Consider the following 16,766-nt stretch of genomic DNA (forward strand, 5'->3'; position numbering starts at 1 on the left):
TCCCTGATCGGGGGTGCATAACAGGCCGCGCGGCCCCGGCCGAAGGAAACTCCGAGCATGGACATATCCCGTGCCCGCGCAGTCGCGCTCATGGTGGCAGGGGGCTGCGCGGTCGCACTGGCCGGTGGCTGTTACGGCGGCCGTACCGCCGGACCCGAGTCGACGACACAGGCCGCGCCACCTGCCGTCCGCGGCGAGAGCGGACTGGAGACCGACTACCGGACCGTGATCAGGAACGTGCTGCCGTCCGTCGTCCAGATCGAGGCGGGCGACCGTGTGGGCTCGGGCATCGTGTACGACGCCAACGGCCATATCGTCACCAACGCCCATGTGATCGACAGCGAGAAGGACTTCAAGGTCACCCTCGCCACCGGCGATGAGCCGGTGGCCGCGAGCCTGGTGGCGGCGTACCCGGAGCAGGATCTCGCGGTCGTCAGACTGGACCGTGTGCCGGCCGGGCTGAAGCCGCCGAGGTTCGGGGACTCGGCCGATGTGGAGGTCGGGCACATCGTGCTGGCCATGGGCTCCCCGCTCGGCCTGTCCGGCAGCGTGACGCAGGGGATCGTCTCGGCCGTGGGCCGTACGGTGAGCGAGACGCCGGAAGGCGGCGGCGTGGGGGCCACCATCGGGAACATGGTGCAGACATCCGCGGCGATCAACCCCGGCAACAGCGGGGGCGCGCTGGTCAATCTGAACAGCGAGGTCATCGGCATCCCGACGCTCGCCGCGACCGACCCGGGCCTGGGCGACGCCCCGGCGCCGGGCATCGGCTTCGCGATACCGGTGTCGATGGTGAGGACCGTCGCCGACCAGATCATCAGGTACGGAAAGGTCACCGACTCGGGGCGGGCGGCGCTGAGCGTCCGGGTCCGCACGGTTCTGGGCAACGGCTACGAGCCGTCCGGCGTGGCCCTGGTCGAGGTGGCGAAGGACGGTCCCGCCGACAGGGCCGGACTCCGGATCGGCGACATCATCACCAGACTGGGTGACGACGAGATCACGACGATCACCTCGCTCGCGGAGGCGCTGGCGTCGGACCGGCCGGGGCAGAAGGTGAAGGTGACGTACCAGAGGGACGGGAAACAGCGGACGGCTGAGGTCAGGCTGGGGAAGGTCTAGGCCCTGCCCTGCGGAGGTTCAGGCCCGGAGACCCTGCCCTGCGGAGGTTCAGGCCCGGAGACCCTGTCCTGCGGATGGTTCAGGCCCGGGAGACCCTGTCCTGCGGATGGTTCAGGCCCGGAGACCCTGTCCTGCGGATCGGGCCCGGAGGCCGGGGACGAGCGGGTCGCCCCCGGCCCGGCACAGCCTCGTTGCCGCTCAGGCCTCTTCGGCGTGCAGGCTCATCGGCCCGTAGATCTCGCTGCCGTCCTCGAACAGGAACACCCGGTCCGCGCCGCCCTCGAGCAGCTCCTTCCAGACCTCACCGATCCAGGACTCGGCGTCCCCCTGCGTGCTGAACTCCTCCGGCTCCACGGCCGGCTGGACCTCCGTCCCGTCGGACTTCTCGAACCGCCACGTCCACGCCATGTGCGCCTCCCGGGTGTCGGGTCCCACCAGCTGATCAGTTGCTGCCCGCAGCGTAGCCGGGCGCGCACCGCCGACGGGGACGCGGGAGGATCGTCCTGTGGAACTGACTCTGCTCGGCACAGGTGCCCCCAGCGGCCTGCCCCGCCCCGACTGCCCCTGCGCCGTCTGCGCCGCCGCCCGCGGTACGCAGGCACGCGCCGCGACCGCTCTGCTGGTGGACGGGGCGCTGCTGCTCGACCTGACCCCGGGGGCCGCGCTGGCCGCGGCCCGCTCCGGGCACTCGCTCGTCGGGGTGCGGCAGGTGCTGCTGACGCACCCGCACGACGGGCCCGCGATGGAACTGCCGGCCGGACTGCCGACGGCGGGGCGCGTGCCGGACGGCCAGGAGCTGACGCTCATCAGCGGGCACCGGGTGCGGGCGGTGGCCATGGACGCGCCGGGCACGGGGTACGAGGTGACCTCGCCGGACGGCGAGCGGCTGCTGTACATGCCGCCCGGCGCGGCACCCGCGGGGCTCGCGGAGGGGCCGACGCCTCCGTACGAGATGGTCGTCGGCGATGTCGTCGGACGGCCCGACGGGCTGGCGCGGCTGCGGGCGGTGGGGGCGGTCGGTCCGACGACGGACGTCATCGCCGTCCACATCGACCACGACGTGCCGCCGGGTGCGGAGCTGGAGCGGCGGCTGGCGGCGGCAGGGGCACGGACGGTTCCGGACGGCACGACGGTGTACGTCGGCGAGTACCGCGACGTACCGGACGTGCCCCGGCGCACGCTCGTCACGGGCGGGGCGCGGTCAGGGAAGTCGCTCGAGGCGGAGAGGCGGCTGGAGGCCTATCCCGATGTGCTGTACGTGGCCACGAGCGGCACCCGCGCCGACGACCCCGACTGGAAGGCCCGGGTCGCGGCACACCGCGATCGCCGGCCGGGTTCCTGGCGGACGGTCGAGACCTGCGATCTCGTGCCGCTGCTGGCGGAGGAGACCGGGCCCGCGTTGCTGATCGACTGTCTGGCGCTGTGGCTGACGGACGCGATGGACCGGGCGGGGGCGTGGGACGACGAGCTGTGGGAGACCTCCGGCCGCGAGGCCGTCCACCGGCGCACGGCGGAACTCGTCGCGGCGCTCCGCGCGACACACCGCACCGTCGTCGCGGTCACCAACGAGGTCGGCTCGGGCATCGTCCCCGCCACGGCCTCGGGCCGCCGCTTCCGCGACGAACTGGGCCGTCTGAACGCGGCGTTCGCCTCGGAGTGCGAGCACCTGCTGCTGGTCGTCGCGGGCCAGGCACTGCCGCTGCGCGGCTGACGCCGCGCCCGCGGTGACGGCGGCGACGGCGTCCGCGGATCTCGGGGTCGCCGCGCCGTCGGGCGCAGGCACGGCGGTGGTCGACCGTGTCATCGGCGCGGGGCGCCCGGACCGTCGCGCCCGGGGGCTGCGGGGGAGACGGCCCGGCACCGACAAGGAGGCCTGCTGCCGGTACTGTTCGGCGAATGAGCTCGCTGAATCTCGACGACTTCTCCGATCTGATCGAGCGCCCCGACAGCGGTATGCGGCGCGACGCCGAGGAACGCCGGGAGCGGCTGTCCGTGCCGCCCGGGGCGCTGGGGCGGCTGGACGAGCTCGGGGAGTGGTTGTCGGCCGCGCAGGGGGCCGTTCCGGTGAGGCCGGTGGAACAGCCGCGGGTGGTGCTGTTCGCCGGGGACCACGGGGTCGCGGAGCTTGGAGTCTCGGGGCGGCCCGCGGGCACCGCGTACGAGCTCGTGCGGTCCGTGCTGGAGGGCGCGAGCCCGGTAGCCGTGCTGGCACGGCGGATGAACGTCCCGGTGCGGATCGTCGACGCGGGGCTCGACTGCGACCCGGCGCTGCTCCCGGCGGACGTGGTGCGCCACCGGGTGCGCCGGGGCAGCGGACGGATCGACGTCGAGGACGCCCTCACCGCGGAGGAGGCGGAGGAGGCCGTGCGCCTCGGCATGGCGATCGCCGACGAGGAGGCCGACTCCGGTACCGATCTCGTGGTCCTCGGAGACCTCAGTGTGGGCGGCACCACCTCCGCGTCCGCACTCGTCGCCGCGCTGTGCGGAACGGACGCGTCGGTCGTCACCGGACGGGGCGGCGCCGGGATCGACGACCTCGCGTGGATGCGCAAGTGCGCGGCGATCCGTGACTCGCTGCGCCGTGCGCGCCCCGTGCTGGGCGACCAGCTCCAGCTGCTGGCGGCGGTCGGCGGCGCGGATCTCGCCGCGACGACGGGCTTTCTGCTGCAGGCCGCCGTACGCCGGATGCCGGTGATCCTCGACGGCGTCGTGTCCGCGGCATGTGCGCTGGTCGCGCAGCGTGCGGCGTTCCGTGCGCCGGACTGGTGGCTCGCGGGCCAGGTCAGCGGTGAGCCGGCCCAGGCCAAGGCGCTGGACCGGATGGCGCTCAACCCCCTGCTCGACCACGGCGTCACTGTCGGCGAAGGAACCGGGGCATTGCTTGCACTCCCCCTCGTCCAGGCCGCCGCGGCGCTCGCCGCCGAGCTGCCCGAGCGCGAGGAGGACGTCGAGGGTGCGGAGAGCGCGGAGAGTACGGACACGGACTGACGCGCCCGGGTGCGGTCGGGCCATGTGCCCTGCCGCACCCATCTCCGTGTCACGTGATGCCGTACGAGCTCACGTGTCATGGGAGTGGTCCGCTTGTCCGCCCGTTCGCGCCGCAGCGCGGCATGCGCCGTCTGGTATCTGCGCGCCGTCACGTTCGTCAACTTCCTGAGTGCGGTCTGGGTATCGCTCGGCCAGGACCTCCGCCGTCACAACACGGACGAGTACTTCACTCCGTATCTGCTCACCGCGGGCTTCGCCCCGGGCGTCTTCACCCTGTTCCTCGCGATCACCATGCGCCGCCGCAAGCGCGCCGCCTGGATCCTCAACCTGGTGCTCAGCGGGCTTCTGCTGGGCCTCTTCGTGCTCGCGATGTTCTTCCCGGAGTTCCGGCGGTGTCCGCAGAACTGGGTGTCGCTCGCCCTGACGACCGCCTTCGTGGTCGCCCTCCTCCTCGGCAGGCGCGAGTTCTACGCGAAGGGTGACCGCTCGAACCCCCGGCTCGCCGCGGCCGTCGCGACCGGTGGGCTCCTCGTCACCTCGCTCCTCTCCGCGGTTCTCGTCACCGCCACCAACACCGCGGCCGGCGGCTCCACCTTCCTGGAGCGGTGGCGGTACGGGGCGATGCGGCTGGTGTCGCTCGCCGCCGACGAGGACAGGCTCCCCGGGGTCGCCACACCGGGCTGGGTGGACGTCACCATCAACGTCCTGTCCGCCCTTCTCCTCTTCGCCGTGCTGTTCGCGGCCTTCCGCTCCCGCCGCGCCGTGGACCCGATCACCGAGGACGACGAGAGAAGGCTCCGCGAGCTGCTCGACCGGCACGGTGAGCGTGACTCGCTCGGCTACTTCGCGCTGCGCCGCGAGAAGAGCGTCATCTGGTCGCCCAGCGAGAAGGCCGCCGTCGCCTACCGTGTCGTCGGCGGGGTCTCGCTCGCCTCCGGCGACCCGATCGGCGACCCCGAGGCCTGGCCCGGCGCGATCGAGCCCTGGCTGGCCGAGGCCCGCGAGCACGGCTGGATCCCGGCGGTGATGGGCGCGAGCGAGGAGGCCGGAACGGTCTACGCCCGGCACGGCATGGACGCCCTGGAGCTGGGCGACGAGGCGATCGTCGACACCGACGAGTTCAGTCTCGAGGGCCGGGCGATGCGGACCGTACGGCAGGCGCACAACCGGGTGCGGCGCTCCGGCTACGAGGTGCGCATCCGGCGCCATGAGGAGATACCCGCCGACGAGATGGCCGAGCTGCTGCGGCGTGCCGACGACTGGCGCGACGGCGCCACCGAGCGGGGTTTCTCGATGGCGCTCGGCAGGCTCGGCGACCCGGCCGACGGGCGCTGCGTCATGCTCGAATGCAGCGACGCCGAGGGCGAGTTGCGGGCGCTGCTCAGTTTCGTCCCCTGGGGGCCGGCCGGGCTCTCCCTCGACCTCATGCGCCGCGACAGGGACTCCGGGAACGGGCTGATGGAGTTCATGGTCATCGAGCTGCTGCGGAGCTCCCGCGAGATCGGGATCACTCAGGTGTCACTGAACTTCGCGATGTTCAGGTCGGTCTTCGAACGTGGCGCGAAGCTCGGGGCGGGTCCCGTGCTGAGGCTGTGGCGCTCGCTGCTGAGTTTCTTCTCCCGCTGGTGGCAGATCGAGTCGCTGTACCGCGCCAACGCCAAGTACCGACCGATCTGGGAGCCGCGATTCATGCTCTTCGAAAAGAGCGCCGACCTTCTGCGCATCGGCCTCGCCGCAGGCCGCGCCGAGGGCTTCCTGGAAGCCCCGGGCCTGCCCAAGTGGGTGCACCGCAAGCACCTGGAGAGCCGGCGGTGAACCGGGCGCGCGCGGTCGCGCGCCACGAGTGGGGACCGCTCGCCACGACCGTCCGCACCGCGCTCGTCGTGAAGGGATGGCGGGCCGTCCCGATGACCCTCGCGGCCGTCTGTCTCACGGGGCTCTTCCAGTTCGTCCAGAACCAGTCCTGGGGCTATCAGCCGGTGCAGCACATCGGCTCGGTGCGGGCAGAGGACCCTCTGTGGCTCGCCCTCCTGCGCACACCGCTCTCCCTCTTCGTCCCGGCACTCGATCTCCCGGTATGGGGGGCGCTCGCGCAGATCCTGGTGGTCTTCGGTATCGCCGAGATCTGCCTGGGGCGCAGGCGTGCGCTCGTGATCGCGTACGTGTCCACGCTGGCCGGGACGATGTACGCGCGGATCGCGATCGCGGTCGGCCCGGAGAATCCGCTGGGGCTGCCCGCCTCTGACGCCCAGGTCGTGGACACCGGCCCCTCGGCCGCGGTCGTCGGCCTCGCCGTCTACGTCTGCTACCTCCACCGGGCCCGGCTGACGCTGTACCTGGTGATCGTGGCGATGGTCGTCGAGGTCCTGGTCAAGAACAATCTGGCGGGCAAGGAGCATCTGGCGGCCATCGCGGCGGTGCTGGTGGCCTGCGCGGCGACGGCATTGCGTCATCGGGGATCGGGGTCACGGGCTGCGGGCAGCCGGTCGGGCGCGCCGCCGATCAGGTCCTGAAATCTGCGGCGGGGACCGCTCCAGCGCTTGTCGTGGCGGAAGGCCCGGAGTGTCGCCCGCGCGCGGGAGCGCGGGCGGCTCCGGTAGAGCCGCTTGGCCCAGGGTGAGGCGGGGCGTGCCAGCCTGAGTGCGCCGATGAGCGCCACGAACGGCACCAGTGTGCCGATGATCGCCATCCGCAGCTTGCCCTTGAACAGCGAGACCAGGACGAAGCAGAAGTTGACGGCCAGGAACAGCAGGAAGAGCCGCCGGTCGTCCCGCTCGTCCTCGCTGAGGTCGTTGACGCCGAGCGGCGCGAAGCCGCCCAGGACCAGCAGCAGCAGGGCGGCGGTGAGGACCACGACCTCGACGCTCTTGCGGCCGTCCTCGGTCCAGTAGACGTCGTCGAGATGGAGGATCAGCGCGAACTCGTCGAGTACGAGCCCTGCCCCCATGCCGAAGACCACCGCGAAGACGGCGGTGCCGGCGCCGGTCTGCTGGCTGCTGGCGACCGATCCGAAGCCGCCGACCACGGTGAGGACGACGCCGGGCACCACATGATGGATGTGGAGGCCGCCGGAGCTGACGTTGCCGAACGGGCCCTTTCCGGCCCGGATCAGCCGGGTGACCGTGCGGGTGATCAGGAAGGTCAGGACGAACGCGGCCAGCGCGAGCAGCAGCGGGAGCTTTCCCGGTTCCACGATGTTGCGGTAAAACCAGTGACCCATGCCACTCGCTCCCTTTTTGTCCGTCATGCGCAATTTACCGCCGGAGCGCACCGACTACTCTGCGCGCCGTGAGCTCCATGACGACAGCCGGCCCGGTCACCGGCATACGGTTCGCCTTCGGCACCCTCACCGTGCTGCCGGTACGGGTCACCCGCTGGGACCGCCACGCGGCGCGCGCGGGCATGCTGTGCGCTCCGCTCGCCGGGCTGGTCGTCGGCCTGGACGCGGCGGCGGCGGGCGTGCTGCTGATGGCACTGGGCGCGGGCCCGCTGCTTGCCGCGGTGGCCTCCGCCGCCCTGCCGGCCGCCCTCACCCGCGGGCTGCACCTGGACGGGCTCGCCGACACCGCCGACGGGCTGGGCAGCGGCAAGCCCGCGGAGGACGCTCTGCGGATCATGAAGCAGTCGGACATCGGGCCGTTCGGTGTCATCACCCTCGTCCTCGTGCTGCTGGCCCAGGTCGGGGCGCTGTACGAGCTCTACGGGGGCGGGGACTGGGCCCGGGGCGCGGTCGCCGCGACCCTCGCGGGAGTCACGGCCCGCCTCGCCCTCACCCTCGCCTCGCGCAGCGGCATACCCGCGGCCCGTCCGGAGGGCCTCGGTGCCGCCGTGGCCGGGACCGTGCCGGCCCGCTCCGCGGCGGCGGCCGCGTTCCTCGTCATCGCGGCGTGCGCCGGCGCGGGCGCACTGTTCGGCAGGGGCGGTGCGGTGCACCACGCGCTGGCGGCCGTGCTCGCACTCGCCGCCGCCCACCTGCTGCTGCGGCACTGCGTGCGGCGCTTCGGCGGCGTGACGGGCGATGTGTTCGGAGCGGTGGCGGAGACGGCGGGTACGGCGGCGCTGATCGCGCTGACGCTGGGCTGACGGGTCGGACGGTCCGGGACCGGGGCACTCCCGGTGGGACCGACGCACCCCGGCCTCACCGGCCGGGGTGCGTCTGCGATGCGCCCGGTCTCCCGGTTCGGGCGCGTGGATCAGGCGGGCAGCCGCAGGGTGACGGCGGACTGGAGCAGGTCAGGACCGGTCCAGGCCGACCGCTGTCCCGCGTACGGGGTGCCGAAGGCGGCCGTGCCGAGCAGGAGTTGCCTGCGGGTACCCTCCGGGGCGGTGACGGGCACGTCGACGCCTGACGGGGCCTGGACCGTGACGGTGCCGCCGATCCGGTACGCCGTGACCCTTCCGCCGTCGAGGGCCTTCTGCCAGGCGGAACGTCGGCTCAGCTCCGTACCGATGTCCCCCTGGCGGAGGTTGACCAGCGGCGCGCTGTCGGCGAACAGCGAGCCGTAGCCGGCCAGGACCCCGTCGAGCACCGGGTAGAGGATGCGCCCCTCCGCCAGGTTGGACTGGTGGACGTAGTGCGGGCGCGGGTCGTTGGCGACGGCATGGCCGAGGGCGATCCTCACCTCCTGCGGGACGATGTACGCCGCGTAGCCGGTCTGCTCGTCCAGCGGCTCGTCCAGACAGGTGGAGGCCGGATTGCTCTCGCAGATGCCGCTGCCGCCGTCCGCCCGGGACGTGTAGATCCAGTTGTACTCGTCGGCCATCTCCGCCGCGGTGCCCGTGTTGTAGTACACGTTCATCGGGTGGCGGGGCACGGTGAGGGCGCTGCCCACGGCCCGCTGCTGCGGCTCGCGGGAGTTGTCACTGGCGATCCACCTGACGCCGTTGTCGGCGAGCGCGGAGGCCAGGTTGGGGTTGTCCGCCGGCTGCTGAGGAAGCGTCCTGAGACCCGAGTGCTCACCGGTGACCAGCTCGGCGCGGTCGACGGAGATGCCCTTGTTCACCGCCCAGTTGTGGTTGTCGCGGATCTGGGCGGAGATCTCGGCCCGGCTCATGTACCGCGTGTTGCCCGCGGCGTCCTTCGTGCACTGCCACGGGACGACGGAGACGTCCTGGACGCAGCCGAGGAACAGATGCGTCCAGGTGTGGTTGATCCAGCGGTACTTCGCCCGGTCGGCGAGCAGCTGCGCGGTGAGTGCGTCGCTGCCGCCGTGCTCGGCCTTCCACTCCTCGCCGGCGCCCGCGTTGTAGACCATGTCGAGCGTGAATCCGCTGGTCTGCTGCCACTGGGCGGCGTACTGCGCGTCGGCGGCGGTCATCCGGATCTCCGGCGTGGTGTCCTCGCCGCCGTCGCCGCAGTCGATGTCGCCGGGCGTGCAGTTGCGGTCCTTGTCCCAGCGGGCGTCGGGCGCGAGGACGTCGTCGACGTGGACCGAGAAGTAGTTGCGGCTCCGTCCGAGATGGACGCCCTGGGTGAGCCACTCGACGATGCCGCGGGCCAGCAGGCGGAACTGCCTCTGGTGCTGGTTGTACGCGAACGTCACCACGAGCTCGCGGCGCCCGTCGTGGGCGTACTCGCCCAGCAGGCTGGCGCGGCCCTCGCCTTCCGGGACGGGCGCGTCGACGTAACTGGTGAACCCTTCGCGCGGACGCGCCAGAAAGCCGTAACTCTCGGCGACGTCCGGTGCGTTGTCCTCGAAGGCGAGCGCGCCGTCGAGATAGCCGAAGGGTCCGGAGCGGCCCGCGGCGGTGACGGCGGCCGCGGTCCCGTCCAGGGGACCCGACCAGCCGCCGTCGCTGGTGTAGTCGAGCCCGACGCCCGGATGGGCCCAGGTGTACGCGTCGACCTGGCGGATGCCGAAGGTCGTCTCGTACGCGGCGAGCGCGGCCTGCTCGGCGGCGCCGGCGGGGTCCGTCCCGAACGGTGCCTCGTTCGGGAGCACCACGCCCTGGTACCTGGCCCGCGGCCGGCCGCCCACGGTGTCGCTCAGGAACGCCGCACTGATCTGCGGACGGTCCGGGTCGTCGAGGTCGACGACGCTGTACGGGACCCCGGTGCCGCGCAGCTCGGAGGTGACCGCGGCCACCGCTTCGCCGCCGTCGTCGACGACGAGGACCTTCAGGTCGATCCGCGGCGCCGGGTCCGCGGCCGCGGCGGTCGACGCCGGCAGCGCCACCGCGAGGAGCGCCGACGTGGTGAGCGCCACCGCCGCCCGGCCGGCAAGCCTCCCCGGTCCCCTCGTGCCGGTGCTTCTCACGTACGCCCCCCTCGTGCCGGTCCGCTGCGCGAGACTGCTCGCGGCCCCGCTCGTACGACTGCTCGTGTGTCTGCTCGTACGACTGCTCGCATCTCTGCTCGCGTCGCTGCTCTCACCTAATCCGTACGCCATGGCGCATCCCCACCCCTCGGAGACCTCCCCTGCGAAGAATCCGGGGAGGAACTGTGGAAATCATGCAAAGGAGCGGCCCGCTCCCTTGCACGTTCCGACCGAGTGTGACCCAGGCCACACCCCCCGCACGGTGATCGTGGCGGGAGACGCCACGAACGGGTGAACCACCGCTGGCGTGAGCGAACATCCCAGGCGCGCGTAGGCTCGTTCCGGCACGCCGGCTCGCTCGATCTACGATGCGCCGGGCACGGCCGACCCGACCTCTTCGGCCACCGAACTCAACGGAAGCGAGATTTCACCACCGTGACTGCTCTCACTCTCAGCACTGCCGGCGCTGCGACGCTGCGCGCCGACGCGATCGTCGTGGGCGTCGCGAAGAGCCCCAAGGGCGGCAGCGGGCTCGTCGTCGCCACCGGCGCCGAGGCCGTGGACAAGGCGTTCGACGGAAAGCTCGCCACCGTCCTGGAGACCCTCGGCGCCTCCGGTGCCGAGGGTGAGGTGACCAAGCTGCCGGCGCCGTCGGGCCTGAAGGCCCCGGTCGTGCTGGCCGTCGGTCTCGGCGCCGCCCCGGACAAGGGCGAGGCCTACCGCGCGGAGTCCCTGCGCCGCGCCGCGGGCTCCGCGGCCCGGGCGCTGGCCGGCACGAAGAAGGCCGCGTTCGCGCTGCCGGTCGAGGCCTCCGAGGACGCAGAGGCGATCGCGGAGGGTGCCCTGCTGGGCTCGTACGCCTTCACCGCGTACCAGACGACCGGCAACGCCAAGGACGCCAAGGACGCCAAGGGCAACGGGAAGAAGCAGCCGCTGGCCGAGGTCGCCCTGCTGGGCGCCAAGCCGCGCGACAAGGCCTACAAGGCCGCGGCCGAGCGCGCCGTCGCGCTGACCGAGGAGATCAACCGCGCCCGCGACCTGATCAACACCCCGCCGAACGACCTCTACCCCGAGTCCTTCGCCGCCGTCGCGACCGCCGTCGGCAAGGAGCACGGCATCAAGGTGCAGGTCCTCGACGAGAAGGCCCTCGCCAAGGGCGGCTACGGCGGCATCCTCGGCGTCGGCCAGGGCGCTGCCCACGCCCCGCGTCTGGTGAAGCTGACGTACACGCACCCCAAGGCGGAGAAGTCCCTGGCCTTCGTCGGCAAGGGCATCACCTACGACTCGGGCGGCATCTCGCTGAAGCCCGCCGGTCACAACGAGACGATGAAGTGCGACATGAGCGGCGCCGCCGCGGTGTTCGCCGCCGTCGTCGCGGGCGCCCGGCTCGGACTGCAGGTGAACATCACCGGCTGGCTGGCGCTCGCAGAGAACATGCCGTCCGGCACCGCCACCCGCCCCGGTGACGTGCTGCGCATGTACAGCGGCAAGACGGTGGAGGTGCTGAACACCGACGCAGAGGGCCGTCTCGTGCTGGCCGACGCACTGACCAAGGCGTCGGAGGAGAACCCGGACGCGATCGTGGACGTGGCTACGCTGACCGGCGCGATGGTGCTGGCGCTGGGCCACCGCCGGTTCGGCATCATGGCCAACGACGACGCGTTCCGTACGTCCGTCCACGAGATCGCGGAGGAGGTCGGCGAGGACTCCTGGCCGATGCCGCTCCCGTCGGACCTGCGCAAGGGCATGGACTCGCCGACCGCCGACATCGCGAACATGGGCGAGCGGATGGGCGGCGGCCTGGTCGCCGGCCTGTTCCTGAAGGAGTTCGTCGGCGAGGGCATCACCTGGGCCCACCTGGACATCGCGGGCCCGGCCTTCCACGAGGGCGCGCCGTACGGCTACACGCCCAAGGGCGGCACCGGCTCCTCGGTCCGCACCCTGGTGAAGCTCGCCGAGCGCACCGCGTCGGGCGACCTGGGCTGACGCCTGTGCGTCCGGGGCCGGGCCACCCGGCCCCGGACGCGAGCCGGAGGGGGCGGGACCACGTCGACGGACGGACCGCGCGGAGGTCCGGACACGAGGGGCCGCCGGGGGCCGCCGAATCGCCCCGGCGGAGCGCCGACCTCCGGGAACATGGAACAAGGGGCGGCGCCCCACCGTTCGCCTTCGACGAAATCCGTAGGTCCGTACGGGCAGGTAGTCGCCGGAGACGACAGAACCGCCGTCCCAGACCCCGGCCCCGCGTCCCGCCTTCCGCCGACAAGTGCGAAGATGGGTTCTCGGCAGGACAGGGCCCCCACCACAGGGCCGAAGAAAAGCGGCCGAACACCAGCCGCCGCGTGGGTCGGCGACGACCGGCGCCCGGCGCACATGCATGGAGGACGTGACGTGGCGAACGACGCCAGCACCGTTTTCGACCTAGTGATCCTCGGCGGTGGTAGCGGCGGTTACGCCGCGGCACTGCGCGGAGCCCAGCTGGGCCTGGACGTCGCCCTGATCGAGAAGGACAAGGTCGGCGGCACCTGCCTGCACCGTGGATGCATCCCCACCAAGGCCCTGCTGCACGCGGGCGAGATCGCCGATCAGGCCCGCGAGAGCGAGCAGTTCGGCGTCAAGGCCAGCTTCGAGGGCATCGACGTGCCGGCCGTCCACAAGTACAAGGACGAGGTGATCTCCGGCCTGTACAAGGGCCTGCAGGGTCTGATCGCCTCCCGCAAGGTCACGTACATCGAGGGTGAGGGCCGGCTGTCCTCCCCCACCTCGGTCGACGTCAACGGTCAGCGCATCCAGGGCCGCCACGTCCTCCTCGCCACCGGCTCCGTGCCGAAGTCGCTGCCGGGTCTGACGATCGACGGCAACCGCATCATCTCCTCCGACCACGCGCTGGTCCTGGACCGCGTGCCGAACTCCGCGATCGTGCTGGGCGGCGGAGTCATCGGCGTCGAGTTCGCCTCCGCGTGGAAGTCCTTCGGCACCGACGTCACGATCATCGAGGCCCTGAAGCACCTCGTCCCGGTCGAGGACGAGAACAGCTCGAAGCTTCTTGAGCGCGCCTTCCGCAAGCGCGGCATCAAGTTCAACCTCGGCACCTTCTTCGAGAAGGCCGAGTACACCGAGGACGGTGTGCGGGTCACCCTCGCCGACGGCAAGACCTTCGAGGCCGAGGTGCTGCTGGTCGCCGTCGGCCGCGGTCCGGTCTCGCAGGGCCTGGGCTACGAGGAGCAGGGCGTCGCGATGGAGCGCGGCTACGTCCTGGTCGACGAGTACATGCAGACCAACGTTCCGACCATCTCGGCCGTCGGCGACCTCGTCCCGACCCTCCAGCTCGCGCACGTCGGCTTCGCCGAGGGCATCCTGGTGGCGGAGCGTCTGGCCGGTCTGAAGACCGTTCCGATCGACTACGACGGTGTCCCGAAGGTGACGTACTGCCACCCCGAGGTCGCCTCCGTAGGTGTCACCGAGGCCAAGGCCAAGGAGATCTACGGCGCGGACAAGGTCGTCGCACTGAAGTACAACCTCGCCGGCAACGGCAAGAGCAAGATCCTGAAGACCGCGGGCGAGATCAAGCTCGTCCAGGTCAAGGACGGTGCCGTGGTCGGCGTCCACATGGTCGGTGACCGTATGGGCGAGCAGGTCGGTGAGGCTCAGCTGATCTACAACTGGGAGGCTCTGCCGGCCGAGGTCGCGCAGCTCATCCACGCGCACCCCACCCAGAGCGAGGCGCTCGGCGAGGCCCACCTGGCCCTGGCGGGCAAGCCCCTCCACTCCCACGACTGATTCAGTCAACGGGCGCGACGACCACTACCGCACATTCGTAAGGAGCAACCGAAACCATGCCGGTTTCCGTAACCCTTCCGGCGCTCGGAGAGAGCGTCACCGAGGGCACCGTCACCCGCTGGCTGAAGGCCGAGGGCGAGCACGTCGAGGCCGACGAGCCGCTGCTCGAGGTGTCGACCGACAAGGTCGACACCGAGATCCCCGCACCGGCCTCCGGTGTCCTGGCCTCGATCAAGGTCGCAGAGGACGAGACCGTCGAGGTCGGCGCCGAGCTGGCCGTCATCGACGACGGCACGGGCGCGCCCGCCGCCGCCCCTGCTCCGGCCGCCGCCGAGGCTCCGGCCGAGGCTGCCCCGGCTCCCGCTGCCGCTCCTGCGGCCGAGGCCCCCGCTGCTCCGGCTCCCGCCGAGGCTCCGGCCGCTGCGGCCGAGGCCCCGGCCGGCGGCGCCTCCGGCACCGACGTCGTGCTGCCCGCGCTCGGCGAGTCGGTCACCGAGGGCACCGTCACCCGCTGGCTGAAGCAGGTCGGCGAGGAGGTCACGGAGGACGAGCCGCTGCTCGAGGTCTCCACGGACAAGGTCGACACCGAGATCCCCGCGCCCACCTCCGGTGTGCTGCTGGAGATCGTCGTCGGCGAGGACGAGACCGCCGAGGTCGGCGCGAAGCTCGCCGTGATCGGTGCCGCGGGTGCCGCTCCGGCCGCGCCCGCCGCGCCTGCCGCCCCGGCTCCGGCCCCGGCGGCCGAGGCTCCGGCTCCGGCTCCGGCTCCCGCTGCTGCCCCGGCCGCGCCCGCCGCTCCGGCGGCCCCGGCCCCGGCGCCTGCGCCTGCGCCTGCGCCGGTCCAGGCTCAGCCCGCCGCGGCTGCTCCGGCTCCGGCCGCTCCGGCACCGACCGTTCCGGCCCCCGCCCCCGTGGCGCCCGCCGCCCCGGTGTCGGCCACGTCGGCCACGGACGAGGGTGCGTACGTCACGCCTCTGGTCCGCAAGCTCGCGGCCGAGAACGGTGTCGACCTGTCGACGGTCAAGGGCACCGGCGTCGGTGGCCGCATCCGCAAGCAGGACGTCGTCGCCGCCGCAGAGGCCGCGAAGGCGGCCGCCGCCGCGCCGGCTCCGGCCGCCGCACCCGCCGCGAAGAAGGCCCCGGCCCTCGAGGTCTCCCCGCTGCGTGGCCAGACGGTCAAGATGACCCGCATGCGCAAGGTCATCGGCGACAACATGATGAAGGCGCTCCACGGCCAGGCCCAGCTGTCCTCGGTCGTCGAGGTCGACATCACCAAGCTGATGAAACTGCGCGCCCAGGCCAAGGACGGTTTCGCGGCCCGCGAGGGCGTCAAGCTGTCCCCGATGCCGTTCTTCGTCAAGGCGGCGGCCCAGGCGCTGAAGGCCCACCCGGTCATCAACGCCCGGATCAACGAGGACGAGGGCACCATCAGCTACTTCGACTCGGAGAACATCGGCATCGCCGTGGACTCCGAGAAGGGGCTGATGACGCCGGTCATCAAGCGTGCGGGCGACCTGAACATCGCCGGTATCGCCAAGGCCACCGCCGAGCTGGCGGCCAAGGTCCGCGGCAACAAGATCACCCCGGACGAGCTGGCCGGGGCGACCTTCACCATCAGCAACACCGGCTCGCGCGGTGCGCTGTTCGACACGATCATCGTTCCGCCGAACCAGGTCGCCATCCTGGGCATCGGTGCCACGGTCAAGCGTCCGGCGGTCATCGAGACCGCCGAGGGCACGGTCATCGGCGTCCGCGACATGACGTACCTGACGCTCTCCTACGACCACCGCCTGGTGGACGGCGCCGACGCCGCCCGCTACCTGACGGCGGTCAAGGGGATCCTGGAGGCCGGCGAGTTCGAGGTCGAGCTCGGCCTCTGAGCTGCCCGGCTGTAACCAGCCTCACCAGCGGCGCCCCTGCCCGGGAGTACTTCCGGACAGGGGCGCCGCCGTATTGTCTAGGAGTCTTCTCTTCTTGAAGGAGCGCTCCATGACCATCCCCGTCGTCCACTCGCTTCGCGATCAGATCCGCGAGCACATCGTGGAGGGCATCGTCAGCGGCCGGTGGAAGCCGGGCGAGCGGATCGTCGAGCGCCGCATCGCGACGGAGCTGGCGGTGAGCCAGACGCCCGTACGCGAGGCACTGCGCGAGCTGGAGTCGCTCCGCCTGATCGAGTCCGCGCCGAACAAGGGCGTACGCGTGCGGAACCTGACGGCGGCGGACCTGGAGGAGAGCTACCCGGTCCGGGCGGGCCTGGAGCAGATCGCGGCCGAGCTGGCCGCGGAGCGGCTGGCTGCCGACTGCTCGGCCCTGGAGCCGCATGTGGCGGCGCTGTACGAGGCGGACCGCGCGGCGGACGGTACGGCCCAGGTGCGGCACACGGTGGCCTTCCACCGGGAGCTGGTGCAGGCGGCGGGGAACGGCGTGCTCCTGCACACCTGGGAGGGCCTCGGCATCGAGGTCTTCACGGCGCTGTCCATCCGCTGGCTGGGCACGGTGCAGAAGTCGTACGCCGAGGAACACGAGGCGCTGGTTGCTGCCTTCCGCCGCCGCGATCCGCAGATCGGCGCGCTGGTCAAGGCCCACGTCCTGGGCTGCGCGCCCCGCGCTTAGCCTGCGGCG

Annotated in this window: 13 protein-coding genes; 10 read left to right on the forward strand and 3 right to left on the reverse strand. The window is 72.1% G+C overall.

The genetic code is table 11. The features are described from left to right. Positions 1-57: 57 nt before the first annotated feature. Positions 58-1,119, forward strand: coding sequence for a S1C family serine protease (locus tag ACFU5O_RS00490; protein ID WP_384234568.1), 1,062 nt, complete (start codon positions 58-60; stop codon positions 1,117-1,119). A gap of 198 nt (positions 1,120-1,317) precedes the next feature. Here the strand turns inward: ACFU5O_RS00490 and ACFU5O_RS00495 are convergent, their stop codons facing one another. Continuing rightward, positions 1,318-1,527, reverse strand: coding sequence for a hypothetical protein (locus ACFU5O_RS00495; RefSeq protein WP_384234570.1), 210 nt, complete (start codon positions 1,525-1,527; stop codon positions 1,318-1,320). Positions 1,528-1,624: 97 nt separating this feature from the next. On the opposite strand from ACFU5O_RS00495, the gene ACFU5O_RS00500 reads away from it, so the two are divergent. From ACFU5O_RS00500 to ACFU5O_RS00515, 4 genes are all read left to right on the forward strand, one after another. Beyond that, the gene (locus ACFU5O_RS00500; protein WP_384234572.1) at positions 1,625-2,830 is read left to right on the forward strand and encodes a bifunctional adenosylcobinamide kinase/adenosylcobinamide-phosphate guanylyltransferase; all 1,206 of its coding nucleotides are present in this window, start codon (positions 1,625-1,627) and stop codon (positions 2,828-2,830) included. A gap of 185 nt (positions 2,831-3,015) precedes the next feature. After that, the gene (gene cobT / locus ACFU5O_RS00505; RefSeq protein ID WP_384234574.1) at positions 3,016-4,107 is read left to right on the forward strand and encodes a nicotinate-nucleotide--dimethylbenzimidazole phosphoribosyltransferase; all 1,092 of its coding nucleotides are present in this window, start codon (positions 3,016-3,018) and stop codon (positions 4,105-4,107) included. A gap of 78 nt (positions 4,108-4,185) precedes the next feature. Next, positions 4,186-5,922: a phosphatidylglycerol lysyltransferase domain-containing protein gene (locus ACFU5O_RS00510; protein ID WP_384234576.1), complete on the forward strand. Its 1,737-nt coding sequence runs from the start codon at positions 4,186-4,188 to the stop codon at positions 5,920-5,922. Next, positions 5,919-6,620 carry a hypothetical protein gene (locus ACFU5O_RS00515; RefSeq protein WP_384234578.1) on the forward strand — a complete coding sequence of 234 codons (702 nt, stop codon included), beginning with the start codon at positions 5,919-5,921 and terminating at the stop codon, positions 6,618-6,620. The genes ACFU5O_RS00510 and ACFU5O_RS00515 overlap by 4 nt, the downstream gene beginning before the upstream one ends. Here the strand turns inward: ACFU5O_RS00515 and ACFU5O_RS00520 are convergent. After that, positions 6,557-7,327 carry a hypothetical protein gene (locus ACFU5O_RS00520; RefSeq protein ID WP_384234581.1) on the reverse strand — a complete coding sequence of 257 codons (771 nt, stop codon included), beginning with the start codon at positions 7,325-7,327 and terminating at the stop codon, positions 6,557-6,559. The two genes, ACFU5O_RS00515 and ACFU5O_RS00520, sit on opposite strands and share 64 nt — an antisense overlap. A gap of 77 nt (positions 7,328-7,404) precedes the next feature. On the opposite strand from ACFU5O_RS00520, the gene ACFU5O_RS00525 reads away from it, so the two are divergent. Further along, entirely contained in the window at positions 7,405-8,190 is a 786-nt protein-coding gene (locus tag ACFU5O_RS00525; RefSeq protein WP_384236319.1) for an adenosylcobinamide-GDP ribazoletransferase, read from the forward strand. A 110-nt stretch (positions 8,191-8,300) separates the two neighbouring features. On the opposite strand, the gene ACFU5O_RS00530 is transcribed toward ACFU5O_RS00525, so the two are convergent. Next, on the reverse strand, positions 8,301-10,364 hold the full coding sequence (locus tag ACFU5O_RS00530) for a hypothetical protein (protein ID WP_384234583.1): 2,064 nt from the start codon (positions 10,362-10,364) through the stop codon (positions 8,301-8,303). Between the two features lie 435 nt (positions 10,365-10,799). Between ACFU5O_RS00530 and ACFU5O_RS00535 the strand changes: the two genes are divergently transcribed. From ACFU5O_RS00535 to ACFU5O_RS00550, 4 genes are all read left to right on the forward strand, one after another. Next, positions 10,800-12,350, forward strand: coding sequence for a leucyl aminopeptidase (locus ACFU5O_RS00535; RefSeq protein ID WP_384234585.1), 1,551 nt, complete (start codon positions 10,800-10,802; stop codon positions 12,348-12,350). 405 nt (positions 12,351-12,755) lie between these two features. After that, the gene (lpdA, locus tag ACFU5O_RS00540; RefSeq protein ID WP_384234588.1) at positions 12,756-14,144 is read left to right on the forward strand and encodes a dihydrolipoyl dehydrogenase; all 1,389 of its coding nucleotides are present in this window, start codon (positions 12,756-12,758) and stop codon (positions 14,142-14,144) included. Between the two features lie 56 nt (positions 14,145-14,200). Further along, on the forward strand, positions 14,201-16,024 hold the full coding sequence (gene sucB / locus ACFU5O_RS00545; protein WP_384234591.1) for a 2-oxoglutarate dehydrogenase, E2 component, dihydrolipoamide succinyltransferase: 1,824 nt from the start codon (positions 14,201-14,203) through the stop codon (positions 16,022-16,024). A 109-nt stretch (positions 16,025-16,133) separates the two neighbouring features. After that, a complete protein-coding gene (locus ACFU5O_RS00550) occupies positions 16,134-16,757 on the forward strand; it encodes a GntR family transcriptional regulator (protein ID WP_384234594.1) in 624 nt (207 codons plus the stop codon). Positions 16,758-16,766 lie beyond the last annotated feature (9 nt).

The sequence above is a fragment of the Streptomyces sp. NPDC057445 genome, from assembly GCF_042802855.1.
GTDB lineage: Bacteria > Actinomycetota > Actinomycetes > Streptomycetales > Streptomycetaceae > Streptomyces.